We start from the raw sequence: 25763 nt of genomic DNA, 5'->3' as shown, positions 1-25763 counted from the left end.
GCGCACATCGTGAGTGCTTCCGACACGATCGGTATCTGATTTCGGCTGTTCGTCGTTCCAGACAGGGCTAGAACAGCGTCTCGCCCGATTCGAGATACTGCTCGCAGACCGACTCGTTGAGTTCGACCCCGAGGCCGGGTGCGTCAGTGAGCGGAACCGCGCCGTTCTCGAACAGCGGAGCGTCCGTGCGCTCGACGTACTCCGCGAGCCACTCGGTTTCGACGTGGTGATACTCGATTCCAAGGAAGTTTCGTGACGCGGCGGCGACGTGGGCCGCAGCGATGGTCGCGAGACAGCCGCCGTTGCCGTGCATCGCCATCGGGACGCGGTGCATTTCCGCCAACTCAGCGATACGGTGGGTCGCGTGCAGACCGCCGGTAAAGAGCACGTCAGGGTGGACGATGTCACAGGCACCCATCTCCAGATACTGGCGGAACTGGTCGGGCGTGAGCATCTCACCGGCACAGACCGGCACGTCCGTCTCCTCGCTGACTCGGACGTAGGTTTCGGGGTCGGTCACGGGGGCCGGGTCCTCGAACCACATCAGGTCGAACTCCGAGAGGTCGCGCGCGAGTCGGAGCGCGTCGCCCTCGTTGTACTGCCAGTGACAGTCGACAGCCAGTTCGATGTCGGGACCAATCTCGTCCCGGACAGCACCGATCCGTTCGACGATCCGATGTCGCTGTGCGCTCGACAGCGACCGATTCCACGGATCGTCCGTGTGGTCGGGGGCCGTGTAGTCGATGTCGAACTTCAGAAAGTCGAAGTCCTCGGCAACCGACTCGCGGGCCATCTCTCGCCAGGCGTCCAGGTCGTCTTTCACGTCGGGAGCGCTCCGGTCGAGATAGATGCGTGCCTCGTCTCGATACTGACCGCCGAGCAGGTTGTACACCGGCGTGCCGAGCGCTTTCCCCACCAGGTCACACAGCGCCATCTCGACGCCAGCGATGCCCCAGACGGCCGGGCCGTAAGGCGTTGCGGTGGGCGACGTCGCAGTCACCGGCTGAAACCCCTCCGGCGAGTCGGCGACGAGTTGCTGTTGCTGTTTGGTGTGTGGCGGGAGCGTTCCGAACACGACTTCCGAGACGTGCGGGCGAACGGCCATCGGGTCCCGACCTTCCAAGACCGTTCCGATGTACTCGATTGCCTCCGTGACGCCGAAGAAGTCCTCGGCCTCACCGAGTCCATAGGTCCCATCGTCGGCCTCGACGCGGACGATCAACTTCGAGATCTCTCCAGCACCGCCGCCGGGCAGATGCGCTCTCGGTCCATTCAATCTGACGACACTTACGTCTGCTATCGCTATGTCTGACATGTCTGGCAGGTCAGTGAATGCGTACCACTACCATAAACCTTGGTTTCAACGGGGGGATATCGCCAATTGTTGCGGAGCGAGTCAAGAGGTCGTGGCGCGAAGATATCTCTCACCGTGCAGCGCGGCCAAAAAATGGGTGACGCATGCAGCGAGACGGTTCCGTCCGTGCTGGGATTACATGTCCCAGGACTGGTCACGGAGCGGGATGTTGCTCTTCGAGTCTTCGAGTGACATGCCGTCCACCGACGAGCCCTCGATCGAGTGGTAGAGCTTGTCGTATGGGTACTCCGAGATGGAGTTCTGGCGTGCGATTGCGGTGCCGATCGCTGGCTGGAAGAACGGGTTGCGCTGGAGCGTCTGTCCCTTGTCGTCCGGGTGCGGGAAGTGGAACCGACCGTAGTCTTCCATCCACGCGTTGTGACGCTCGGCGTAGGGCACGTACGGAAGCGTCTGATTCCACGTCCACGCCAGTTGTTCGAGCGTGCTCGTCAGTTCCTCGTCAGACAGCGGCGTCGCGAGTTGTTCCGTGAGTTCGCGCACGTTGACGGTCTCCGAACCGGAGCTCTCGCCGATCGGCGGCACATCCACCGTCTCCGGCGGGTTGTGGGTCGCGTTGAGGAGGAACCCGTTGATGTACGTGTTCCGGTACGCGTAGTACGGGTGTGGCTGTGCGCCGCCGAAGTAGTTCTGCGCCACCGGCGTCCATTCGCCGTTTGGCATCGTGGACGACCAGAACTGCGATCCGGGCGTGCCGTTGATCTCTGCACCGAGGTTGATCTCTCCGAACCAGGACTGCAGTTGGCGCATCGCGTTCATGTGGGTGTCGACCGTCGACGGTGCGGCGAGCGGAACGGTGATCTGGTTGCCGTTATGGAGCAACGTATCGCCGTCCATCTCGAAGTCGTCGTGTCGGTCGGCCAGGCTCTGCAGTTCGGACATGGCCGCATCGAAGTCCTGCTCGACGTAGGACGTGAGCGTGTTGTTGATGAAGTCGCTGTCCATGAACACTTCGACCTGTCCTCGCGCCATGCCTGACGCACTCGTGTTCGCGAACCCGGTCGCGCCGTAGGTCGTCTGTGCAATCGATGGCACGTCCATCGCGTGTGCGATCGCGCGCCGGATCTCTCGTTGGCCGAACACGGGGTCCTCCAGGTCGAAACAGAGACACGAGCCCCGGAACGTCGGCCGCAGGGTCATCGTGTGCGTGTCCGGGTACTGGTCGAGGATCGCCTGCGATCCCGGCGGGCTGTCCGAACCAATATCGATGTTCCCTGTGAACCACGCCTGTCGTAGTGCCGACCCGTCAGCGAAGTATCGGAGATGGACTGCTGGGTAGTTCGGCTCCGTGAGCGCCCAACTGGGGAACTCGTAGTCGACCTTGTTTTCGATTGACTGCTGGAGTTGCTCCATCGGATAGTCGTCGAACGGTTCGAGGACAATCCGTCCCTCCTGTGTCTCCGAGTGCTGGAACGGTCCAGTTCCGACCGGGGGACGTTCCTGGTACTCGGACACCGCGGCCAGCGCCTCGTCCCGTGCAGAGGTATCGGGCTCTGAGCTCTCGATCGCCTCGACCATACTCCCGTAGTCGCCCTCGTTGGTACTCACGCTCCGTGGCTGGTTGATCGTGAACAGGGCCAGTTCGAGCAACTGGTTGTTGATGGTCCGGGGCGTGAAGATGTCGACGGTGTAGTCGTCGACTTTCTCCACGCTATCGATCTCCGAACCGATACCGCCGAGATACTGTTCGAGTTTCAACTGGGTGACAACGTCGTCCGCGTTGAAGTCCTCTCCGTTGTGCCACGTCCAGTAGTCGGCGAGGTGGAGTCTGAAATGGTCGCCATCTTCGATCCATTCCCAGTCTTCGGCGAGGAACGGGAAGTACTCGCCTGCCGCAGTCGAGTACCAGGCCAGTGGCGAAAAGAGCAGGTGTTCACCGTACGAGGCTTGATTGTTGGTGTTGAAGTAGTTCCACTGCGCGTTCCGCGGCGGTGTACTGAAACGAGCGACCAGTGGCCGGTCGACCTGTGGCGGGAAGTCGCCGCCAGTGCCGTCGTCACCAGAGCCATCGCCGCTTCCGTCACCGGATCCGTCACCGCTGCCATCACCGCTGCCATCGCCGCTACCATCACCGCTACCATCACCGCTTCCGTCACCATCGTCATCATCATCACCGCCGCCGAGGCAGCCGCCGAGCGCACCGACTGCTCCGGTGGCTCCAATTGCTTCGAGGTAACGTCGTCGGGGGACGTTAAACTTGTTCGAACTGGGGTCTTCTTTCTCTGTCATCGATTAACACACAGCAAACCAAAGACCCGCGGAGGATATAATTCTTTTCCCGTTGAAACGTGTTTCACGCGAATACTCCCGACTGAGACTGCCGACTTTCGGCTGGATGTAGACTTGTCCGAACGAGAATTGTACGCTGGGTGAGGCTAGTCTGAGAACGCTTCTTCGGTGAGTTCAGGACTGTCCCAGTACTCGTGGTCGGGGTCCTCTCTGAAGCACGCTGCGCTGTGCTCCTCGCCCTCACGGAGTTGGGGACACTCCTCTCGGCAAACCTCTCTCGCTTCCGGACAGCGAGTGTGGAATCGACACCCGGACGGCGGGTTCACAGGATCCGGAATGTCGATATCGCGGACGGGTGGGGACTCGGCCTTACCGGGCGTGGCTTCCAGATCCGGCGTCGCCCACTTGAGCACCTTCGTGTAGGGGTGTTTCGGGTTCTTGATTACTTCCTCTGCGGGGCCGATCTCGACGAGGTGGCCGAGATACATCACGCCGATCCGACCGTCGGACTGCTGTGCGAGATATCTGGCGTTCGAGAGGTTGTGTGACACGAACAGATAGGACGTGTTGAAGAGGTCCTGTAGTTCGAGCATCAGATCCATCATCTCGACGCGCAGGGAGACGTCGAGCGCCGAAACAGCCTCGTCAGCGAGAATGAGGTCGGGGTTCATAAGCAGTGCCCGACCAAGCGCGACCCGTTGTTGCTCCCCGCCAGAGAGCTGATGCGGGTATCGTTCAGCGTAGTCCTGTGGCGGCGTCATCCCCATCCGTTCGAGGAGCTGAAGGATCCTGTTGAGGCGGTCGTCCTGGTCCATGTTTGCCTGCCACTTCTTCAACGGGGCGGCCATGATCGCCTTGACCTTCCGGTTGGGGTTGAGCGAACTACTCGGGTCCTGATGGACGATCTGGAGCGACCGGCGGATCTCTTTGAACGGGATGTCGATATCTCCCTTCCCGTCGTTGGCGTCCCAGATGTTCTGCCCGCGATAGTTGACTGACCCGCCGGTCGGCCGCTGCAGGCCGACGGCAGTCTTGCCGAGGGTCGTCTTCCCACAGCCAGACTCACCGACCAGCGCAACGACATCGTTTTCCGGAATGTCGAGACTGACTCCGTCGACGGCGCTCACCGTCTCTGGTTCGGAGAACAGGCTCTTCAACACCCCTCCGCCACCTTTCGTGAACGTGACTTCAGTGTCTTCGAGTGAGACGACCGCGTCGGAGGTGTCACTGCTCATCAGTCATCACCTCCTTGAGAGTCCTCCTGACTTAATGCGACTGCCTGTCCGGCCTGTTCCCAGTGGAAACAGGCGACTTCACGATCAGGTTTGAACTCGTCTCGGTCCGGGTCTTCCTCTCGACACTGCTGGTCCGCCAGCGGACATCGCGGATGGAAGCGGCAGCCAGACGGCAGGGAAATCGGGTCTGGACTCGACCCCTTGATCGGACGCATCTCGTCGGGTTCCAGGTCGAGGTTCGGTGTGGTCTGTAACAGCAACCGCGTGTACGGGTGGGCCGCGTCGGTGAGGATATCCTCGGTCGGACCGATCTCAGCGAACTCGAAGGCGTACATCACCGCCAGTCGGTCACACAGCTCCGAGACGAGGGGGAGGTCGTGCGTGATGAACACCATCGTCAGGTCGTATTTGTCCTGTAAGTCCTGCAGGAGACTGAGAATCGACCGCTGCATGAGCAGATCCAGCGCTGCGGTTGGCTCGTCCATCACGAGCACCTCCGGTTCGAGGACCAGACTCAGCGCGACCAGCGCCCGCTGTTTCATACCACCGCTCAGTTCGTGAGGATACGAGTCGAGGACTCGCTCGGGGTCCATGTAGAGGTCCGAGATCAGCTCACGTGCGCGCTCCATCCCCGCATCCACATCCGCGTTGTGCGCACGCAACGTCTCCTTGAAGTGGGTCCGGATCGATATCGTCGGGTTGAACGAGTCCAGAGCGCCCTGGAAGACGAGCGATATCTCCTCCCAGCGAGCCTGTCGCAGCTCCTCGTCGGAGAGGTCGAGCAGATTGACCGGCTGCCCGGGCTCGGGGTAGTAGGTTATCTCCCCGGTGAGTTGTCCGGGACGGACGACAGCATCGAGCAGCGATTCAGCGAACATGGACTTGCCCGAGCCGGATTCGCCGACGACCCCGAGGATCTCGTTTCGACGAATATCCAGATCGACGTCGTCGAGCACCTTCGACTCGCCGCGCTCCATATCGAAGGAGACGCTCACGTCCCGAAGCTCGAAGATGATATCGTCGTCTGTACCTCCGCGTACCGCTCCTGTAGACTCTGTCGTAGTCATTATTCTGAATCAGCCTCCGTCTCGATGTGTTTCACCCGCGCCTGGGGGTTGAACAGCCGGTCAGCGGCCTGCCCGAAGAGGACCAGTCCGTAGATGAACAGGATGATGGTGACAATCGGGACGAGGAACCAGTGGAACGCCTGCATCGAGTAGAGCCCGCTGGAGTTGTACGCTTGGTTGAGGATGAATCCCCAGTTGTAGTCAGAGACCGGTAAGATTCCGAGGAAGTACAGCGCGACCGCTGCGATGATGACTCGCCGGGCACTCAGTGTGAAGTTCACCAAGATGTACGGCATCAGGTTCGGGAGCAGGTCCTTCGTGATGATAGCGGGCGTCGAGATACCCATCGCACGGGACGCCTCGACGTATGATTCGCCACGCAGCGTAAGCACCTGTGACCGGATCGACCGGGCGAGACCTGCCCATGCGTTCACGCTGACGACGATTCCGACAAACGCCGGGTTTCGTGGCTCAAGGATGAACGCGAGAACGATCACGAGTGGGAGTCCCGGTATCGACATCGCGATATCCATCACCGTCGAGAGGATTCTGTCAAGCGTGCCGCCCTTGTATCCCGCGACGGTCCCGACTATCGTCGCCAGCACAGTCGTAAACACTGCACCAGCTGTAATCATAATCAACATATTGGGCGTTGCGTGGACGATAGCGCCCAGCAGGTCGACACCAATATTGTCGGTTCCCAGCGGGTACTCCCACGTCTCGAAAGCCCCGACGAGGCGGTCCGGACCGGCACTCGGCTCCTCGATAATTCGTGTGCCAACAGTCCCCATCAGCACGAAAAAGAGGATGATGGCTCCGCCGACGCGGGTTCGCCAGTTGTCCCACATGATCAGGAAGGATGCGATGATGTACTCCCTGACGAACCGCTTGAACCGCTCTTTTCGAGAAACCTCAGCTATCACATCTGTCTCGAAGACCGATCCCTCTGACTCGTCTGCTGTCGTATCAGTATGACTCACGTTCACCACCTGCGCTTATCCGCGGGTCCAGTTTTCCGTACGTCAGGTCTGCTATCAGTATCGCCAGGACGACGGCCGTCGTCAACACGATGAACGACCCCATCATGAGTGGGTAGTCCCGCGTGTTGATCGCCTGGAACATGTAGAAGCCGACGCCCGTGTAGGTGAAAATCTCCTCCAGAATGACGGCACCACCGAAGTAGATGCCGAGGAAGATGAGGAAGTTGGTGTACATCGGCAGGATTGCGTTCCGTCCGACATACCGTGTCGCGATCGTTCGCCCTGGAATCCCTCGAAGTCTGGCGACTCGGAGGTAATCCTTCCCGAGTACCTGAATGCTGTTTCCGCGCATCTGTAGCGCCGGACCGCCGATTCCGGGGATGACGATGGCGGCTGCAGGGAGAACAGCATGCCAGAGTGCGCTTCGGAAGAACTCCAGTCTCAGTCCGGGCGGCACGCCGGAGGCGTGTTTGCCGCCCGTCGGGAACCATCCCTTGATGAAGCCGAAGTAGTACAGGAACAGGACAGCGAAGATGTAGTAGGGAACCGCCATGGTCACTGTCGAGATCGTCGAGAGCACCGAATCGAATCTCGACCCTTCGGCGTACGCCATCGTCGCACCGAAGATGACACCGATGGTGAACATAAGTGTCACCGACATCGACATGAGAAACACGGTCCACGGAACCGCATCTGCAAGGATCGTGGAAACTGGTTCCTGATTGTATATCGACTGCCCCATATTTCCCTGCAATAGACGCGAGACGTAATCTGCATACGCCTGTAAGAGTGGTTGCTCTGGGTTGATGTTGGTGTATATCTCGGCAAGTTGATTGAGTCGGTCCTCGTCCACAGTCTGGCCCTGCCGTATCAATCTCGCCTTCATGAAATCGACCGGCCCACCGGGAAGGAACCGGGTGAGCGCAAATGTGATTGTTATCACGGCCCACACCGTGATGATCGCTTGAGCGAATCGTTTCAACAACCAGTTTCTCATAGAAGGAGAAAGTCAACAGTGTGTGTTAAATCTATCGCCTGACCGCCTGACAGTTTCCGTGTGGGTCTGGGTTCCGTGAGTCGTGTTGAACCCCGGTGAGTCCATTTCGCTGGCTCACTCAGCGACCCTGACCTGTCATCCGTACGTTCAGGTCCGAAAGTTACTGGTCTGGATGAGCACAACACTTAATGAGCCGTCTGTCGACGTACCGCTATGGTTCTGACAAAGGACTCCCTCGAAGGTGCGTACGCGTTTGTCCCCATGCCCTGGGACGAACAGGGCAATCTAGACGAACAGACGCTCGAACACGACGTCTCGTATCTGGCCGACTCCGAGATTGACGGGCTCTTTGCCTTCGACAGCACGGGCGAGTTTTTCACCATCGAACTTGACGAGTACCGCGAGGCTGTCGATATCATCGTCGAGGCCAGCGGTGACACGCCGATACAGATCAACTGTACGTGGCCCAACCAGACGGGCGCGCTCGAACGGGCGGCGTACGCTGGCACGCAGGGTGCCGACGCCGTGCGGTTCGCGTTCCCGTTCTGGGAGAAGCTTACGGTCGAGGAAGCACTCGAGTTTTCGGAACGGCTCGCTGCGGCCGCCGACCCCGCTCCCCTGGTACATTACAATATTCCGCGGGCGAAACGCATGTTCGGGGCCGACGAGTACAAACGGTTGGTCGAGCGCGTCCCGAGCGTCATCGGAACGAAACTCGCAACAGACGAACGAACTATCAGAGAGATCCTGGCGGAGGTGCCAGAACTCAACCACTTCGTCGGCGAGCCCCACTTTGTATCGATGATGGGTGCCGGAGCCAACGGGTCGTACTCCTGGCTCGGAACGATGAACCCCGCTATCATGTCCGAGTGGTACGAGGCTGCTGCGGCCGGTGACTGGAACCGGTCGATGGAGATCCAACAGGACGTCTGGGAGTACGGGCGGATGCGACTGGACAGCTTCGATGTCCACACTGACGCCGGATACAACAAGATAGACGCCGCAGTGAACCCGAACCTTGAGTGTGGTGTCGGCGTCCGCGAACCGTACCGGTCGGCGACGCCGGAGGACCCAAAGCGGGCACGAGACTGGGCAGAAAAGCACACGCCGGAGCTCGTCGAGTACTGAGTTCGAGCGGAACGGTCAGGGGCGAAGCAACCGCTCGATGTTTCGGTGTGCGATGTTCTCGCGAACGTCTCCCGAGAGCGAGAATCGGTCGAACAGGGCGGCGTGCTGTGGCTCGAATCCGACGTAGGACTTGTCGGTGCCAAAGAGCACCTGTTCGTGGTGGCGCTGCAGGAACGCCCGAGTGTACTCCTCGTCACGGATGAGGGCGTTCCACCCCGACCCGGCCGAGATGTCGGCAAAGAGGTTGTCGTAGTCCGAGAGCAACTCGTCACAGCGACCGCCCTCGACGACGGGGCCATCCGGCATCGCTCCTCTCGCCAGGTCGTCGGACTCGACGTCGGCGGAGATGTGCGACCACCAGCCATGCGAGTGCATGATGAAATCCGCATCGGGATAGGACTCGAGCATCCGTTCGAGACGTGGTAGGCCCACCTCGTCCATCATGCTCTGGTCGTCGAGATGAAACAACATGGGAAGGTCGAACTCGCCACAGAGTTCGTAGATGAGTTGCATCCGGTCGTCGTCTATCGGCAGATTGCACTTGATCTCGCCGAACCCGCGCGCGCCGCGGTCGACGTACTGCTGGATGAGTTGCCGAAAGCCCGCCGTACGGGAGTCGACGAACGATCCGGTTCCCAGATCCACGCGGGGATCGAACGAACAGAAGGGAATGAACCGCTCGTAGTCCTCGGCGATGTCGAGAATCGACCGCGTGGTGCTGTAGTAACTGGCGGCGCTCGGCGATTCGAGCGGCAGCAGCACCGCCCGGTCGATGCCGGAGTCGTCCATCCAGTCGAGCAGCGTCTCCGGCGTGAGCGGTTCGGTGTTGATCCACGTCGGGCCGACGTGCGTGTGACAGTCGATCAGCATCGTCACCAGGAGAATACCTCGGTCGTCCGGAGCGGTCCAGACAGAGGAAGCGAGACCCGAGCGCCAGTGTGATCAGAGACGAACATCGCGATCAGCATTTCGAGTACCGCTGTCGCCTCCGCGCCCGGCGAGCGATTTTCGACGCTCCCATCGAGCAGGTCGGCGATGTGCTGTGCGCCGGTGGCGAACAGGTCCCGGTCCTCGACCGTCAGCGGGTCGGGAAGTGGGGATTTCACGCTTTTCCCGTACTGGGTGTCTGTCTCCTCCTGTTTCCAGTAGGTCCACTCACCGCCGTCGTCGATGTGGAGGCGGCCCTCCGATCCGACCAGATGGAACGACGTTGCCGAGTGCGCCCGCGGCGAGGTGTGGTCCAGCGAGACGTACGTGCCATCGGTCAGGTTCACCGTGCCGCTCCCGCCGCAGTCGTCGTACGCTTCGGGTGCCGCGTCTTCGACGTGGTCGGGCATGCCGTGTTCCCCGGTCAGGGTTCCGGTGACGGACTCGCCCGTCTCGCCGAGCAGATAGTAAATCAGATCGAGCGTGTGTGTCCCGTTTCGTAGCAGTTCTCGGGGGAACTGTGTGGTGACCGAATCCAGGTCGCCGAGGAATCCGTCGGCGATCAGCTCCCGGAGGGCAGTGTACGAATCCGAGAACCGGCGCATGTGATTGATGACGAGTTCGATGTCGGCCTCCGCGCAGGCGTCGAGCATCTCCTGTGCGTCCGCGACGTTGAGGGCGATTGGCTTCTCACACCAGATGACGTCTGGCGCGTTTCCGGCCTGCGCCGCGTCGAGAACGTGGTCGTGGTGGAGGAATGAAGGTGTCGTCACCGAGAGCGCATCAAGGTCTTCTGCCGCGATCATCTCGTGGTGGTCGGTGTATCGGCTCGATTTGGGGATCGACCACTCGTCGCCGAACTCGGCGAGTTGCTCCTCGTCGATGTCGGCAATCGCCACGAGGTCGATATCGTCAGACTGTGCGTAACCTTCCGCGTGTGATGCAGAGACGAAGCCTGTCCCAAGCAGGCCGGTCGTGTAGGTCATACACTTGCCCTATCGGAGAGGGGTGGTAAAACTGTTGGCCTCCCCGTCGTCCTGATCGGCTGAGACGACTACACTCTGGGACCTGCCGTCGCCCTGCGCCCCAGATTTAATACAGGTGACAGACAATCCCGGACATGGATACGCTGAACGTCTGGGCCGGTGCGTGTTCGCACGTCGGCACGGATCTGCAGGAAGGCAGAGAGAGTTTCGCGGAAGCGATCAGACAGAGCGAAGGCTTCGTCGACGGCGCGCCCGAGTTCGAGTGGGACGTGATGCTTCACCTCGGGGACATCTCTGGGACGCAGACCCCGCCCGACGACGAGGAGGGCAGAGAGATCCGCAGGCAGTGGTCTGCACTCAGAGAAAATCGACGCGAACAGATCTACAACGTTCTCGGGAATCACGACGGCAGCGGCCCGGTCGTCTCCGGCGAGGACAGAGACGTTCAGTGGTGGTTCCGGAAGTGGGTCGACCCGACCGGCGAGCACAGCGACGTCTCCGGCGTCGACCCCGACCAGCGACCCTTTCCCATCGACGGGACGTGGGAGCGGTACGCCTTCGAGGCCGGGAACGTCCTGTTCTTGCTGATGGGCGACCGGAACGACGGCGGGCCGCCAGCAGGCCGGGCCTACCGCGAGGAAGGCGGCGGGTATCCCGCCGGGAAAGTCACCCGCGACACCTTCGAGTGGTGGCGCGAGCAGGTCGAGGCAAATCAGGACAAGATCATCGTCACCAGCCACCACCACATGCTCAAGGACACGACAGTCGCGTCAGGGCCGTGGGAGGGTATCGTCGGCAACTATCACGGCCACATGGCGGACGGCGCGCCCGAGGGAGCGAGTTATCTCTACTTCATCGGTGACGACCCGGACGCGAACGCGTTCGAGTCGTATCTCACTGAGAATCCCGGCGCAATCGACCTCTGGCTCGGCGGACACACCCACGCGCGACCTGGCGACCGATACGGCGGCAAGTCACACGTCGAGCGCAAGTGGGACGTGACCTTCGCCAACGTCGCGCCGATGACCAAGTATCACGTCCAGGCCAAGTCCGCCCCGCTCACCCGCTTGATCACCTTCGAGCCCGGCAAATCGCTCGCAGAGATGCGATGTTACCTCCACACGGACGACCTGGCCCCTGTCGGGTGGTACGAGGAGGCACACCGGCGGATCCCGCTTCGACACTCCTTCTCCGGCCTCGAAGAGTAACAGAGATCAGAGACGACTCCCGCGCGCTCACTCGACGGTCACGAAGATCGGTGAACTCCACGCCATCTCGCCGTTTTCCTGTGTGACGCGGACGTAGTAGGGATGGCGCCCTTCGGGAGCGTCCTCGTCCCAGAACGTCACGTCGGCGTCCAGCCGGGAACTCGTTCCAGTCCGGCGAATCGTCAGGCGCCGTTCGACACCGCCCGCGTCGACGCTGTGGGGGAGGTCGTCGAGTCGGGCGGACGTCGTGACTGGATCGGTCGCGACTGTCATCGTCGCGTCCTCGGGCGCATCGAGGTCGAGACGGAGCGATTGCGTGTTGCCTGCAGTGGACCCGTCCCATCGTAGACTGGTGTCTCGACGGCGGACGACGCCAGCGTCGGGGTGGTCGAAGCCGACCGCAGAGACGTCGGCGATCCGCCCCCGGTCGAGACCCAGACTCCCGCTCCAGTCCTGCACTTTGTGTCGATCCGTCGAGCGCGCGCCCGTCCAGGCCACCTCCACCAGATCAGCGCCCTCGACGAACGACCGGGTCGCGACCCGGTCGCTTCCCCGGACGAGATCGATTTCGCGTATCGGTGCGGTCCCGTGGACGGTCACGTCTATCTCGGGCGATCCCGTCACCGACACGTCACCGCCCATGCGCTCGCCTGCAACCTGGACATCCAACAGGATGCGTGCCCCCGTCGTCCCGTAGACCCGACGGTCTGTGAAAGCATCCCAGAGCGACGGGCGCGAGAGGTCGTCCCCGCGAGCGGCCATGAGCCCACCCTTGATCGGGAACGCCCAGTCGGCCTCGTTGGTCGGATGGCTCGCGCCAGGGCGACCCGTGTGGTCGTCGCTCCCTGCGACGAACCCGACATCGTAGCCCCGTTCGAGCGCCTCCTGCCCGTACCACTCGAAGATCCCCCACACCGAGAGTATCTCGACGAAGGGCGTGAGATCCGGGTCGTAGGCGTCGAGCGTCGCTGGTCGGCCGCCGCGATGGGGAATGATCAACACGTCGTCCCGTCCCTCGTACACCTCGTAGAGCGCCTCCGCCGGGTAGGTTCCCCGCGCTCTGTCAGTGCCGTCTTCGACCTGCCAGAGCGAACTCCGATGGATCTCCGCCTCGTCGCCCCGGAAGTAGACGTTGTGGTCGCCCCCGTTCGGCGTGTTGGCCGACCACTCGTAACAGAGGAAGGTCACGAAGTCGCCGGGGTCGTTGTACTCGGCGATGAGTTCGCGCAGTTGTGCCCAGAACTCGGGCGTGATCTGGAAGTCGTTGCCAGCGTGAGAAGCGAAGTCGAGAAACGCGCTGTCCCGAGCGAAGTCGAGGTACTCGCGTGCGGTGCCAGTGCCCACGGTTTCGCCCGACTGTCCGTGGATGTCGCCCCAGTACACCGTCCCGTCAGCATCGTCGGTGCAGACGACCGGGTTCGTGGTCGTCCGCAGGTCGCGGTCAGCGTCGACGACAGTCAGGCGGTGGACGGCCGGATCATCGAGCGATACGTCGGCGCGTGCGATTCCGTCGTCGGCCTCGACTGTCGCGAGTCGGTCACCGTCGCCGGTCTCGATGGACAGCGACCCCTCGTAGCCGTCCGCGACGTTCCCCCAGTAGTCGACGGCGCGGACAGCAACCTCGATATCCTCGCCGGGTGTCGCGTGCGAGGGGGCGACCGCGTGGAGTCGTCGTGCCGGACCACCCACGACGTCGATAGTCAACTCGTCTGTGAGTTCGACGAACTCGCCCGTCTCGAAGGCGTCGACCAGACCGATGAGCCGGAAGTCCCGTTCGGGAAACGACTGCATCACGAGTCCCAGCGACCCCTCCCCTCGCACCCCGAGCGTGATCGTAATCTGGTCGCCTTCCGCCAGTGCGCCGTCGGAGACGCTCACCTCGATGACGTTCCGGAACGGGCGGACGTGCCCTTGGGTGTCGTACCGCCCCTCGACTGACGCGTCACCATCTGTCTCGACCGTGCAGTAGTTGTCCGCCGCTGGGTCCTCGAACTGTGGTGGCCCCCAGTCGCTCGTCGAGTTCGCGGCTAGCTTCAGCCGAGCGCCGTCGTCCATGCCGATGGCTCCGACGGTGTAGGTGATCGTCCACGATCCGTACGTCCCCGCGACCACGTCGTCGTCCGGGTCGAGCGAGACTGTGCCGTACCGTCTGCGAATCTCGGCGTCGTCCATCGTGGGCTACCGTGGCGTCGGCGAGACTATAACAGTACCGCCGCGCGGGCGTTTTGGATAGGAATCTGCGATGCAACGAAACGGAGCGACCTCTGAGAGCAGAGTAATTATGAACCAGGGCACCAATTGGTCCTGTATGGGTAAACTCGACCGGCTTCTCAAAGATGGACTCTGCCCGCTGATGCCGATGTGGAACACCATGCTCATTCTCGAATTCGTGTTTATCTCGCTTTTGCTGATCAGCCTGTTTTTGAACCGCGGCCAGCCGAGCCCCGCCATCTACTTCAGCCTCGTCTTCATCGTACCGACGACCGGACTCTTGCTCGGACTCATCTACTACTGCAAGCGCGAGGAGGCGTCCGATCCGTTCCGAAGCGAAGGAAGCGACCCGTCTCGCGAGAACCCGGACAGCCCCTTCAGGCGGGAGGACACTTCCACAGAGGCGAGCGACAGTGACGCTGAGCGAGAGAACCCGGCGCGCGAAGACTGACGCCGGTGAAATCCGAGCTGACCGTCACAGCACGTCGTTCTCGCTGTTTCTCTCGTGAGTCTCCAAGAGGAGTTCCGCAAGTCGCTCGCTGGCCTCGGCGAAGAATTTCTCACCCGCTGAAGCGGTTGCAGACGCCGGATCACCGGCGGCCCCAGTCTCGCTCAGGTCAGCGAAGTCCGCGTACCCCGTCGTGTTGCTCCCGTCGCCGAACATGTCCACGTCACGCATGGTTCCCGCCATCGACGACTCGTCGACGAGTTCCGGGTACAGGTAAAGCATCATCGCGGTTTCGAACTCGCCAGCGTGTGCCATCCCGCCGTGGTCGCTCTCTCGAATCTCGTTGATGTACTCGCTGTCGGGAAGGTCGAAGTACGTACACGCCCGGACATCCGTCTGGGGATACTCGGGGCCCAGAATTCGCGGGGTGCTGTCGACGAGCGAGCGGTTTCCGCCGTGTCCGTTCACGAAGATGATGGCGTCGAACCCGTTGTCGATCACACACTCCCCGATTTCTTCGAGCAGGTCGAGCAGCGTCTCGAACGACCCGGTGATGGTGCCCCCGAAAGACATGTGATGCGGGGAGGATCCGACCCACTCGGTGGGCGTCACAACGACAGGGAGATCATCGCTCACGCGCTGTGCGCCTTCACACGTGACGGCCTCGACCAGGATGCTATCTGTCGCGACGGGCATGTGAGTTCCGTGCTGTTCGACGCTGCCGACCGGGACGACAGCAACGGACCCGTCCTGACTTCCCGTCGCCTGTATCTCCCGGTAGGGCATCGCGCCCCAGTCGACGTCGCGCAGGTCTGTATCTCGGTACACAGTCTCGCAATCAGCGCAGACCGGGATAACTGTTGGCCCCCGAAATCAGCCACGTTGAACAGCCACCTCACAGAACGATGTACACCGTTCCGTCCTCGACAGCCGTCTCGTAGGTGACCAGATCGTACTCGGGGCCGGAGGCCGCGACGTTCTTGCCGGTCGCGACGTCGAACGTCCAGGAGTGACACGGACAGCGAAGCACCGTCCTGTCCGGGTCGTATCGCTCCTCGACGCGTTCACCCTCTTCGGGTGGGTCTGCGACGACTGTCCGGCCGAGTTTCCCCTCGGCAACCGGGCCGTTCTGGTGTGGACAGGTGTTCAGCACCGCGTGAAACTCCCCGTCGACGTAGAACACGCCGAGTTCGACGCCGCGAACCTCGACGATCCGTCGTGGGTCGTCCTCGAACGCCGCAACCTCGCCGACGGCGATCCGGTCGCTCAAATCCCAAACACCTCCTCGGCGTTTTTCCCCAGTATCTGTGCCTTCTCCTCCTCCGAGAGAAAGGACAGGTCGGTGATCGCGTTCTGCTCGTCGTAGTCGAGATGCGGCCAGTCAGTCGCGTACAGGAGGTTGTCGACGCCGCCGATCATCTCGAAGACGTACTGCAGGTACTTCGGGTCCGGAACGTGTTCTATCGGTTGCGTGCCGAAATAGCAGTCTTTCATGTACTCGCTCGGAAGCTTTTCGAGCAAGGGTGCGTCGTCAGGCATCATGAGATAGTACATGTCGAGTCGGTACATCATCAGCGGGATGTAGAACAGTCCCGTCTCCTCGAAGACGATATCCAGGTCCGGAAACCGCTCGGGGACGCCCCGGATGATGACGCTCGTGAGCGTGTTCATCCCGGTCACGAGAAACCCCAGGTGGTTGGTCGCGAGGTTGGTCTGGAACCCTTCGAGGTGGTACTGGTCGACCGCAGAGCCTGCGCTGTGGAAGATGACAGGGAGGTCGTTGCGCTCGCAGGCTGCGTAGAGCGGGTCGTACTTCCGGTCGCCGAAGGGCGGTTCGACGAACTTCGGAACGACACAGACCCCAGCGACGGCCTCCTCGTCACCCCAGCGGTCGATGTGTTCGGCCGTCTTGTCCACGTCCGTATGAACGACCGGAATCGTGATGTAGATCCCGTTGTCGGGGTCGGCGATGGTGTCGAGCAGGTACTCGACGTAGGCCTCGGTGTACTTGATCGCTCGCTTGTCCATCCCCCCACCGGACGGGATGTTGAGCATCTGCTGACCGATCAGGAGGATCTTGTCGACCCCCAGGTCGTCCATCGCGTCGAGGACGTCCTGCCGTGAATGGAAGTCGCTACGCTCGAACTCGCTGTGGGTTCCCGGGCCGGAATCCTTCGGCCAGACTGACCCGATGGCGTCTGCCCGCCGCTCCATCTCCCCCTTGAATCGATCCTTCCACGGATCGTCGTCGTCGAGATACTCGTACATGTCGTCCATGTGATCCATATAGTGAGCGTCGGCATCGACGACAGTGTAGCTATCAGCACACATACCGTCCGGATACGCAAATTGCATTAAAAAGCATTACGGTGTCACAGATCGACAAGGAATAGCTGTGCGTTCTCGTCGATACCGTCCACGAGCGGTCCAGATACCGCCGCAGGGCTACTCTGTGCGCACGTCGTGTTCGAGCGTTCCGATCCCCTCGATTTCAATTTCGATAGTGTCGCCGTCTTCGAGTGGACCGACCCCGTGGGTAGTTCCCATCATCACGACATCGCCTTCTTCGAGCGTAACGAACTCCGTGATCGCCTCGATTGCTTCTGCGACCGAGAAGACCATCTCGTCCTCTTCGGAGTCCTGCTTGAGTTCGCCGTTCTGGTACAGGCGGATCCGCGGGTCGGGGTCAACGTGCTCGGGCGTGGCAAGCACCGGCCCGATCGGTGAGGCGTTGTCGAAGGCCTTCCCGCGAATCCAGTTTGTCTCGGCCGCCTGGTCGTCCCGGTTCGAGATATCGTTCGCACACGTATAGCCCGCGATCACGTCCTCGGCGTCCTCTGCGTCGACGTCTTTGCACTGCTGACCGATGACGACGCCCAGTTCAGCCTCGTAGTCGATCCGACCCTCGCCAAGATCGATCCCCCAGTCGTCGGGGAGCAGTTCCTCGTCGACGTCCACGTCCGGGATGGTGACGGTGTCGCCGTGTCCGGCAACCGCGTTCGGCCCCTTGAGAAACAGCAGAGGTCGCTTCGGAGGCTCACCGCCGCCCTCCTTGATGTGCTCGATGTAATTTGCGCCCAGACAGACGAACTTCGTGGGTTCGACCGGCGGGAGAATATCGACCTCGTCCGGGTCGTACGTTCTATCGCCAAATTCGATACCGTCGTCAGTCCAGCGTCCGGTTCTGGTCGATCCAGCCGGGTCCGTGAATCGTACTTGCTTCATGATTCAGTCTGTACTCCTCAAGGCGAATACAAAAGTGTTCTCCCGCCGCTGTGTCGAGTGCTCCGTGACGGGACCAGTCAGGCTACTTGCCCCAGTAAAACCGGGGTGCAAGCAGGAGATACGCGAGGGCAGCGACGAGCAACGCTCGCGGGAAGGCGCGATAAAAGGCCGTCGGAGCAAGGATTGCACCGATCTGAACGACGCCCATCACAGACGCGTCCCGCGCGGAGATTTTTGGGTACGGCACCGAAGCGACCATCAGCACCGAGACGACCACCGACACGCCGAGCAACACGGGCACCGAACTCACGCCCGCGAGGTAGGTGGTCACCAGTAGCGTCGACGCGAGCGTGTTCTGGATCCCCGGACGCGTCTCGTCGGGGCCGACGTAGACAGTGTATAGCGCCGTGCGAACGAGCGAGAAGATGACGAAGATGGCGGCGGCCGCTGCTCCAGCGGCAAATTCGAGTGGCTCCCCGGTCACCGGCCCCCAGACGTCCTGCACGACGGCGAACAGAAAGAGACCGGGTGCAGTCCCGAAGGAGACGATATCGGCCATCGAATCGAGGTACGGGCCGACCTCGGTGCTGTCGTGCTTGCGGGCGATGATCCCGTCGAGCGCGTCGGCAACGGCCGCGAGCAAGATCAGTCGAGCGACCCACTCCGGTTCACCCACCAGCGCAGCGGCCATGGCGACGACACCCAGCGCCGCATTCAAAAGCGTCACCACGTCCGCAACCCCCAGCCGTTCGGTGAGTCGAAGTGACATACTCGCTTCATCGATGACGCCGTACAAAAATGGCGTGGATTTCCGACCAAGGGCGTGCGTCGTTGCCCGAGTCGGCGTGTGTACAGCGGCACAACATGTCAACAGATACTGACGAAACGCTTTTGCCCGCAGACGCGAAAGCAGTCGGATATGCCGCAGGAAACGATCGGGGACCTCTATCCGTCGTCGAAGCCAATTGTTGACGTCGACGTTCACGTCGACCCCGACGAAGAGCAGGTTGCAGAGTACTGCGAACAGCCCTACCGGGATCGGCTACTGAACGACTCGGCGTTTCCGCGAGACCCGGGAAGTGACTGGGTGCAGAAAACCGACCGGTTGAACGACGCGAACCGGCTCACTGATCCCGAGCGTGTCCGCTCACTCGTCCAGGAACAGCGGGGTGTCGACCATCCAGTTCTCAACCTCAACACGGGGATCCAGAAGCTCCCGACCGACGACCTTGCTGTGCATCTGATGCGGGCGTACAACGACTACTTTCTCGACCACTTTCTGACCGACGAGGACGTGTACGGGCTGGCGGAGATCACACCACAGAAGCCCGACGCGGCGGCGGCGGAAATCGAGCGATTGGCCGACGAGCCGCAGATAGTCGGCGCGTTCATCGGGAACACCGGCCCGGAGCGACCGCTCGGTGACCCTCGATACGACATCATCTACCGCGCCGCCGAAGCCAACGACCTCCCGGTCGTGTTTCATCCCTCGGCAGGACCACACTTCCGTCACGACTTCACCAAGCAAAATCAGGGGATGACGAACTCGCTGGGCGTCGAGACACTTTCGGGCCTGTGGTCACAGACGATGACGTTCGCCAGCCTGATCGTCCAGGGCGTCCCCGAGAAGTTCTCAGATCTCGATTTCGTCTTCCTCGAAACCGGGCCGTCGTGGGTGCCCTACATGATGTGGCGACTCAACAAGGAGTACTCGATCCAGAAGCCCGAAGCGCCGCTTCTGACCCAGAGCCCGGAGAAGTACGTGCGCAAGTCGTTTTATTTCGCCAGCGACTCGATGGGCGACCCGAATGACTCCGACCAGCTCCGGACGATGATCGACTCTGTCGGCGCCGAGTCGATGTTGTTCGCCTCGAACGCGCCGTTCGACGAGTACGGCGACCGAGAGGACATCGTCGACAGCCTCGCAGCGCAGTTCACGGTCGACGAGCTCGAAGGACTCCTGTACGACACTGCCGCCGGCGTGTTCGGGATCGACGCGTAATTTACAACAGAACGAGGATCAGCGCGAGCGAGCCGAGACTGGCGAGGACGAGCGTCGTCAAAATTAGCAAGAGCGGAGTCGGGCCGGTATTGCGAAGATCCGCGAGCCGAATCTCGGCACCCAGACCGACAAACGCCAACAGAAAGAGCCAGTCGTAGGCGCGTTCGAGGAGCTGGTGTTGGGTCGCTGTCAGGACGCCGGTACTTGCCAGACACATCAGCGCGAGAAAGCCCAGTACGAACTTCGGAAATTCGTTCCAGAGCGTCCCCAGCGACGCGCGCTCGTCCCCGCCAGCGTAGTAACTGGCATAGACAATTACGACGACGCCGATGAGGACGTTTCGCGAGAGTTTCGTTATCGTCGCCCACTGGCCCGCTGTCTCGGAGTAATCGAAGCCGACAGCGACGACTGGCCCGGTCGAGAACATGCTGACCCCGGCCCAGACACCGAAGGCGATGTCCGAGAGGTCGAGCACCTCACCGACGAGCGGGTAGACGACGATGGTGACAGCGTCGAACAGCAACACCGTCGCTGCGGCGTAGACGATCTGGTCGTCGCGTGCTCGGATCGCCCCAGCGACTGCGATCACCGCAGATACCCCGCAGATGCTCGCGCCAGCCGCGAGCAGCGACCCGAGTCGGTCGTCGAGTCCGAAGACGTTCCGAGAGAGAAGTTCGACAGTCGCGAGCGTCGTCGCCGTGACGAGTACGACCACGACCAGCACGACGCTGCCGACGTCGAGGATCGTATCGAGCGTCACCGATGCGCCCATGAGGACGATACCGGCACCGAGCCAGAGTTTGTGCGTCGCCAGCCCCGGGCCAAACCGGTCGGAAACGCCGATGCCGTTGGCCAGCACGAACCCTAGCGCGATGGCTGCGAGCAGGTGGTTGAGTCCCGTCGCTACTCCGACGGCGCGTGCGAGGGCCGCACCGAGACAGAGCACAGAGAGCCCGGGAAGCAGTCGTCTGAGGGTCATGAACTACAGCGGGATTCCCATCTCGGGAATCGCAGACAATGTGACGATGACGGCACCAACCACGACGCTCTGCCAGTCGCGTTCCAGATCGCGCCACCACGAGCGGACGGGAGCGATCAACCACTGTTCACTCGCCATTCGCCTCAGGATTCCCCGGGTGTGTACTTAAGTATTGGCCTCGCTCGGGCGTTCGACTGAAGCGTGTATCTCTGGTTGGCTGCCAAGGGTTTATATCCACCCAAAGGGTGATCTCCAGTATGTCACAGGAACTCACGCCCGGATTACGGGTGCTGGAGGAATCGACAGTGGTCGACGCTGACGTCCATTTGACGGTACAGAGCGGCGCGATTTCGCCGGAGGTGATGTCCCGGTACGTCGACGACAAGTATCACGACCGACTGCGGGCGTCGTCGGCGTTTCCCCAGAGCTACGGGGCGGACCGAACGAACGCGCCCGGGGAGCGCATCGGCTACGACGACCGACTGCTGACCAGTCCCGAGCGTGTCGAGAAAAACGTCGTCGAGGGACTGCACGTCGACTACCCGATCTTGAACACGAATCCCGGCGTGCAGAAACTGCCCGACGAGGACCTCGCCGTCGGTCTCATGGAGGCGTTCAACGACTACCTGCTCGATCACTTCCTTGACGACACGGACTTTCTGGCACTGGCCGGAATCACACAACAGAAACCCCACAAAGCAGCAGAGGAGATCGACCGGATCGGCGACGAAGACCAGATCGTCGGCATCTACCTGGGGAGCACGGGACCGCGGCTTCCGCTCGGGCATCCAAAGTACGACCCGATCTACGAGGCCGCAGAGGACAACGACCTGCACGTCGCCTACCACGGCGCGGCGGGCGATAAGTTCCGCTACGACTTCCCCAAGCAACACCAGGGCATTCAGCGCTTCATGACCAGTCACACGCTGGCACATCTCTGGGCGCAGTCGCTGACTGCGACGAGTCTGATCGCAAACGGCGTTCCCGAGAAGTTCCCCGGCCTGAACTTCACGTTCCTCGAATCGGGCCTCACCTGGGTGCCGAACGTGATGTGGCAACTCAACGAGGAGTATGAGCGAAAGCAAGGCGAGGTGCCGCTGCTCGAACGGACGCCGGAAGAGTACGTCCGCGAGTCGTTTTACTTCAGCAGCCAGCCGCTCGGTGAACCCGAGCGTGCTGGCCAGTTGCAGGAAGTGATCGACGTCATCGGCGTCGACTCGATTATGTTCGCATCCGATTACCCACACTGGGACTTCGACCACCCGACCGAACTCGACAAGCATCTGCGCTCTATCTTCACCGAAGAGGAACGCGAGAAGGTACTGCTGGAGACGCCGAAGGAGGCGTTCGGACTGGATATATGAGCGAACACGTCGTTTCGAGCGTCGACGAGTTAGCGGACGGAGACAGAATAGTTGTCCAACTCGAAGGCCGCGAGATAGCCGTGTTCAACATCGACGGTGAGTACTTCGCATATACGAATTGGTGTGCCCATCAGGGCGGCCCGGCCTGCGAGGGCAAGATAACGGGGACGACAGACGCCACCTTCGACAAGGAGACGCTGGAGACTGACTTCTCGTGGACGAGGGAGGGTGAAGTCCTGACCTGTCCGTGGCACGCCTGGGAGTTCGACGTGACGACGGGCGACTGTCTCTCCCGGCAGGGGATCAAGTTGATCGAACACTCTGTCGAGGTCGAGGGCGACGACCTGGTCGTCTCGCTGTAGAATCGCAAACGCCGCTCGGATTCTGTGACACAGTTGTATCGAGAGTGCCTATCCATTCTGTCGCACACTCTGAACATATGTTACTAATGACGAATACTAAAATAAAGATATAATATAATATTCTTATAGGGTAGATTTAATATTCTGTGATATGACATCTCACCCGTGCCAATATCTGGCACGGTTCGATAATGGACGACCAATCAAACGAGAACTTCACACCGGAGTTCGACATCGACCAACCGGAGATGAGTCGTCGGAGCGTGTTAGCAGGGACAGCAGGTCTCGGGCTGATTTCGAGGTACATGCCCGAGAAGGCACCGAACAACGTCAACCCACCACAAGGGAAGCCAGTCGACATCGGGTCACGGCTGGAACTGTTCGTCGACGACTACCTGATCGACGAGATGGACGGCGTCAGCCAGCACTTGCACAGTCCGGACCCGCAAGACGTATCGATCGTCTTCGACGAACCGTGGGAAGGTGACGGGAGCGCCTACATCACAGTCTTCTGGGACGACGAGATAGAGCGCTATCGGATGTACTATCGCGGGACGACGATCGGTGAGACGCAGTACACCTGTTACGCCGAAAGCGAAGAGGGGATCAACTGGGAGAAGCCGAGTCTCGGGATCATCGAACACGAAGGGTCGACAGACAACAACATCGTCTGGGACCGGTGGCCAGACGCCCACAACATGGCACCCTTCAAAGACCCGAATCCGGACGCCGACTCCGACGCCAAGTACAAGGCACTCGCAGGAACTGGTGAGAGCTATGCGCTCAAATCGCCGGACGGGATCCACTGGGAACGCATCCAGAATACGCCGGTGTTGACCGAGGGCGCGTTCGACTCACAGAACATCGCGTTCTGGGATACGGTTCGCGAAGAGTACCGAGCGTACTTCCGGTACTTCGATTCAGGACGGCGCGCGATCAGAACGGCACGATCCGACGACTTTGTCAACTGGGAAGAGTTCACCGATCTCGAGTATCCAGACGCTCCCGCAGAGCAGTTGTACATCAACGGAATCAACCCCTACTACCGGGCACCACACATCTTCCTCGGCTTCCCGGGTCGGTACCACGAGCGCGACTGGGATTCGCCCTCGATGAAAAAGTTGCCGGGGTACGAGGAGCGGGTCGAACGCACCGAGCGGTTCGACCTGCGGCAGGGAGCGGCGGTGTCTGACACTCTCTTCATGAGTAGCAGGGGGACCGACACCTTCCAGCGATGGAATCGCACGTTCCACCGACCGGGGCTCTGGGAAGACGACACCGTCAATAGCTGGACGTACGCGACCAACTGGATGGCAGTGGCTCCCGTGGAGACGCCCTCCCCAGTGGAGGGCAGGCCAAACGAGATCTCGATGTACGCGCTCGAACACTACTGGCACCCGGATCCCCAGATGCGCCGGTACTCGATACGGATCGACGGATTCGTGTCGATGCGCGCGCCGTTGAGCGGCGGGGAGTTCGTCACGAACCCGGTCAAGTTCACGAACGACAAACTCGTGTTGAACTACGCGACCTCTGCGGCAGGCACGATCAAAGTCGAGTTACAGAATCCAGCGGGCAAACCGATCGAGGGCTTCACGCTGGACGATTCACCGAAGATATTCGGCGACGACCTCGACCGGATCGTCGAATGGCAAGGCGACCGGAAGCTATCGGATCTCAAAGACGAAGACGGCGAGTATCCGCCGGTGCGATTGCGATTCGTGATGTCCGACGCCGACCTCTACTCATTCCGCTTCGCGGATCTGGAAGAGACACTGCCAGAAAAACCGGAGAACCCAGTGGCTCACTACTCGTTCGACCGAACCCTCGGCGGCGAGGTGTTCGCGGACGCGAGTGGCAACGGCAACGACGCCACCAACAACGGCGGTACGGTCGATTCCGGAACCATCGACAACGCCGTCCGCTTCGACCGGAACGACACCTGGGCCGATACGCCGACACTGACCTTCGAGGACGAAGTCTCGGTCGCCGGTTGGGTGAACACCGAGGCGGTCGATGACTCGCATTTCATCGCGATGGGCGCACTGGGCGCAGAGTCGAAGTTCAACCTGTATCTGTTCGGTGACCGCCCAACGTGGTGGCTCGGAACCGACGACAGTCAGGGGTATCGGCTCGCTCGGAACCCGTCGATTCCGACGGGTGAATGGGTGCATCTGGCGGGCACCTACGACGGCAACGACCTTCGTCTGTACATCAACGGCTCACTCGCGGCGACCCAAGCCGTGGACGTTCCCGACCTGCTTGAACCGGTGCCCTGTCGCGTCGGTGCTGATCTACGCGATGGAACCGCCGGGGATTGGGAGTTCGACGGCCGGATCGACGACCTGCAGTTGTTCAACCGTGCACTCACGGAAAGCGAAGTGCAGGACCACTACAACAACGCCACCCAACCAAACAATCCGGTCGCGTACTATCCGTTCGACCAACTCCAGCAGACACAGGAGTACTTCGAGGACACCAGTTCGAACGGCAACGACGCCACAAACAACGGTGCGGTGACCGACGCGGGCGTCATCGACAACGCAATCCGTCTCGACCAGAACGATACCTGGGCCGACACGCCGACGCTGTCGTTCGAGAACGAAGTCTCGGTCGCTGGCTGGGTCAACACCGAAGACACGGGTTCGACACATCAGATCATCCAGGCCGCGATCGGTGAACAGGCGATCGTCTCGCTGTATCTCTTCGGTGCTCAGCCGACGTGGTGGCTCGCCATCGAAGAGGGAGACTGGAGACTCGCGCGGAACCCGACCATTCCGACCGGCGAGTGGGTTCATCTGGCTGGCACCTACGATGGGGAGACGCTCCGGCTGTACATCGACGGGCAGCTGGCAGCGACCCAATCGGTGCCCTACGACATTCTCCAGCCAGCGCCCGCACGCGTCGGAGCTGACCTCCGGCCACAGTACGATGGCGACTCCGAGTTCGATGGGCGGATCGACGACATGTGGGTGTTCGACCGCGCCCTCGACGCGAACGAAATCGAGTATCTCTCCGATCAGATGAGTAGCTGAGCGCTGTT

23 protein-coding genes are annotated in these 25763 nt (G+C 61.2%); 7 read left to right on the top strand and 16 right to left on the bottom strand.

The annotated features are described in order from the left end of the window. Positions 1-67: 67 nt before the first annotated feature. From ACMGFL_RS06440 to ACMGFL_RS06415, 6 genes are all read right to left on the bottom strand, one after another. A complete protein-coding gene (locus ACMGFL_RS06440) occupies positions 68-1315 on the bottom strand; it encodes a mandelate racemase/muconate lactonizing enzyme family protein (RefSeq protein ID WP_436934712.1) in 1248 nt (415 codons plus the stop codon). 174 nt (positions 1316-1489) lie between these two features. Beyond that, entirely contained in the window at positions 1490-3601 is a 2112-nt protein-coding gene (locus tag ACMGFL_RS06435; protein ID WP_436934711.1) for an ABC transporter substrate-binding protein, read from the bottom strand. A 146-nt stretch (positions 3602-3747) separates the two neighbouring features. After that, positions 3748-4836, bottom strand: coding sequence for an ABC transporter ATP-binding protein (locus ACMGFL_RS06430; RefSeq protein ID WP_436934710.1), 1089 nt, complete (start codon positions 4834-4836; stop codon positions 3748-3750). Continuing rightward, complete coding sequence (locus ACMGFL_RS06425; RefSeq protein WP_436934709.1) at positions 4836-5903, bottom strand: ABC transporter ATP-binding protein; 1068 nt, start codon at positions 5901-5903, stop codon at positions 4836-4838. Before ACMGFL_RS06425 ends, ACMGFL_RS06430 begins: the two co-directional genes overlap by 1 nt. After that, positions 5903-6883 carry an ABC transporter permease gene (locus tag ACMGFL_RS06420; RefSeq protein WP_436934708.1) on the bottom strand — a complete coding sequence of 327 codons (981 nt, stop codon included), beginning with the start codon at positions 6881-6883 and terminating at the stop codon, positions 5903-5905. The genes ACMGFL_RS06425 and ACMGFL_RS06420 overlap by 1 nt, the downstream gene beginning before the upstream one ends. Further along, complete coding sequence (locus ACMGFL_RS06415) at positions 6870-7769, bottom strand: ABC transporter permease (protein ID WP_436934707.1); 900 nt, start codon at positions 7767-7769, stop codon at positions 6870-6872. Before ACMGFL_RS06415 ends, ACMGFL_RS06420 begins: the two co-directional genes overlap by 14 nt. A gap of 324 nt (positions 7770-8093) precedes the next feature. Between ACMGFL_RS06415 and ACMGFL_RS06410 the strand changes: the two genes are divergently transcribed. Continuing rightward, entirely contained in the window at positions 8094-9008 is a 915-nt protein-coding gene (locus ACMGFL_RS06410; protein ID WP_436934706.1) for a dihydrodipicolinate synthase family protein, read from the top strand. Between the two features lie 15 nt (positions 9009-9023). On the opposite strand, the gene ACMGFL_RS06405 is transcribed toward ACMGFL_RS06410, so the two are convergent. Both ACMGFL_RS06405 and ACMGFL_RS06400 read right to left on the bottom strand, forming a co-directional pair. After that, positions 9024-9878: an amidohydrolase family protein gene (locus ACMGFL_RS06405; RefSeq protein WP_436936424.1), complete on the bottom strand. Its 855-nt coding sequence runs from the start codon at positions 9876-9878 to the stop codon at positions 9024-9026. A 2-nt stretch (positions 9879-9880) separates the two neighbouring features. After that, positions 9881-10921, bottom strand: coding sequence for a Gfo/Idh/MocA family protein (locus ACMGFL_RS06400; RefSeq protein WP_436934705.1), 1041 nt, complete (start codon positions 10919-10921; stop codon positions 9881-9883). A 134-nt stretch (positions 10922-11055) separates the two neighbouring features. On the opposite strand from ACMGFL_RS06400, the gene ACMGFL_RS06395 reads away from it, so the two are divergent. Further along, positions 11056-12129, top strand: coding sequence for a metallophosphoesterase (locus ACMGFL_RS06395; RefSeq protein WP_436934704.1), 1074 nt, complete (start codon positions 11056-11058; stop codon positions 12127-12129). 27 nt (positions 12130-12156) lie between these two features. On the opposite strand, the gene ACMGFL_RS06390 is transcribed toward ACMGFL_RS06395, so the two are convergent. Then, a complete protein-coding gene (locus ACMGFL_RS06390) occupies positions 12157-14301 on the bottom strand; it encodes a DUF3604 domain-containing protein (protein WP_436934703.1) in 2145 nt (714 codons plus the stop codon). A gap of 136 nt (positions 14302-14437) precedes the next feature. Between ACMGFL_RS06390 and ACMGFL_RS06385 the strand changes: the two genes are divergently transcribed. Further along, complete coding sequence (locus tag ACMGFL_RS06385; RefSeq protein ID WP_436934702.1) at positions 14438-14791, top strand: hypothetical protein; 354 nt, start codon at positions 14438-14440, stop codon at positions 14789-14791. Positions 14792-14815: 24 nt separating this feature from the next. Here the strand turns inward: ACMGFL_RS06385 and ACMGFL_RS06380 are convergent, their stop codons facing one another. From ACMGFL_RS06380 to ACMGFL_RS06360, 5 genes are all read right to left on the bottom strand, one after another. Beyond that, entirely contained in the window at positions 14816-15616 is an 801-nt protein-coding gene (locus tag ACMGFL_RS06380; RefSeq protein ID WP_436934701.1) for a creatininase family protein, read from the bottom strand. A gap of 67 nt (positions 15617-15683) precedes the next feature. Beyond that, entirely contained in the window at positions 15684-16058 is a 375-nt protein-coding gene (locus ACMGFL_RS06375) for a Rieske (2Fe-2S) protein (RefSeq protein ID WP_436934700.1), read from the bottom strand. Then, positions 16055-17119 carry an amidohydrolase family protein gene (locus ACMGFL_RS06370; RefSeq protein WP_436934699.1) on the bottom strand — a complete coding sequence of 355 codons (1065 nt, stop codon included), beginning with the start codon at positions 17117-17119 and terminating at the stop codon, positions 16055-16057. The genes ACMGFL_RS06375 and ACMGFL_RS06370 overlap by 4 nt, the downstream gene beginning before the upstream one ends. 114 nt (positions 17120-17233) lie before the next feature. Beyond that, a complete protein-coding gene (locus tag ACMGFL_RS06365) occupies positions 17234-18013 on the bottom strand; it encodes a fumarylacetoacetate hydrolase family protein (RefSeq protein WP_436934698.1) in 780 nt (259 codons plus the stop codon). A gap of 82 nt (positions 18014-18095) precedes the next feature. Further along, positions 18096-18782 carry a protein sorting system archaetidylserine synthase gene (locus ACMGFL_RS06360; protein WP_436934697.1) on the bottom strand — a complete coding sequence of 229 codons (687 nt, stop codon included), beginning with the start codon at positions 18780-18782 and terminating at the stop codon, positions 18096-18098. A 150-nt stretch (positions 18783-18932) separates the two neighbouring features. On the opposite strand from ACMGFL_RS06360, the gene ACMGFL_RS06355 reads away from it, so the two are divergent. Then, entirely contained in the window at positions 18933-20015 is a 1083-nt protein-coding gene (locus tag ACMGFL_RS06355) for an amidohydrolase family protein (protein WP_436934696.1), read from the top strand. Position 20016: 1 nt separating this feature from the next. On the opposite strand, the gene ACMGFL_RS06350 is transcribed toward ACMGFL_RS06355, so the two are convergent. Together ACMGFL_RS06350 and ACMGFL_RS06345 are read right to left on the bottom strand one after the other, a co-directional pair. Further along, complete coding sequence (locus tag ACMGFL_RS06350; RefSeq protein WP_436934695.1) at positions 20017-20994, bottom strand: YeiH family protein; 978 nt, start codon at positions 20992-20994, stop codon at positions 20017-20019. A gap of 3 nt (positions 20995-20997) precedes the next feature. Continuing rightward, positions 20998-21132, bottom strand: coding sequence for a hypothetical protein (locus ACMGFL_RS06345; protein ID WP_436934694.1), 135 nt, complete (start codon positions 21130-21132; stop codon positions 20998-21000). 119 nt (positions 21133-21251) lie between these two features. Between ACMGFL_RS06345 and ACMGFL_RS06340 the strand changes: the two genes are divergently transcribed. The 3 genes from ACMGFL_RS06340 (at position 21252) to ACMGFL_RS06330 (ending at position 25755) form a co-directional block, all read left to right on the top strand. Next, a complete protein-coding gene (locus ACMGFL_RS06340) occupies positions 21252-22358 on the top strand; it encodes an amidohydrolase family protein (protein ID WP_436934693.1) in 1107 nt (368 codons plus the stop codon). Then, a complete protein-coding gene (locus ACMGFL_RS06335) occupies positions 22355-22720 on the top strand; it encodes a Rieske (2Fe-2S) protein (RefSeq protein WP_436934692.1) in 366 nt (121 codons plus the stop codon). The genes ACMGFL_RS06340 and ACMGFL_RS06335 overlap by 4 nt, the downstream gene beginning before the upstream one ends. A 191-nt stretch (positions 22721-22911) precedes the next feature. After that, positions 22912-25755: a LamG domain-containing protein gene (locus ACMGFL_RS06330; protein WP_436934691.1), complete on the top strand. Its 2844-nt coding sequence runs from the start codon at positions 22912-22914 to the stop codon at positions 25753-25755. The last annotated feature ends 8 nt before the right edge of the window (positions 25756-25763 follow it).

It is taken from the genome of Halovenus marina (assembly GCF_051414115.1).
Taxonomy (GTDB): domain Archaea; phylum Halobacteriota; class Halobacteria; order Halobacteriales; family Haloarculaceae; genus Halovenus; species Halovenus marina.
The sequence above is the reverse complement of the archived record's forward strand: the minus strand, read 5'-3'. Positions and strand labels throughout refer to the sequence as shown.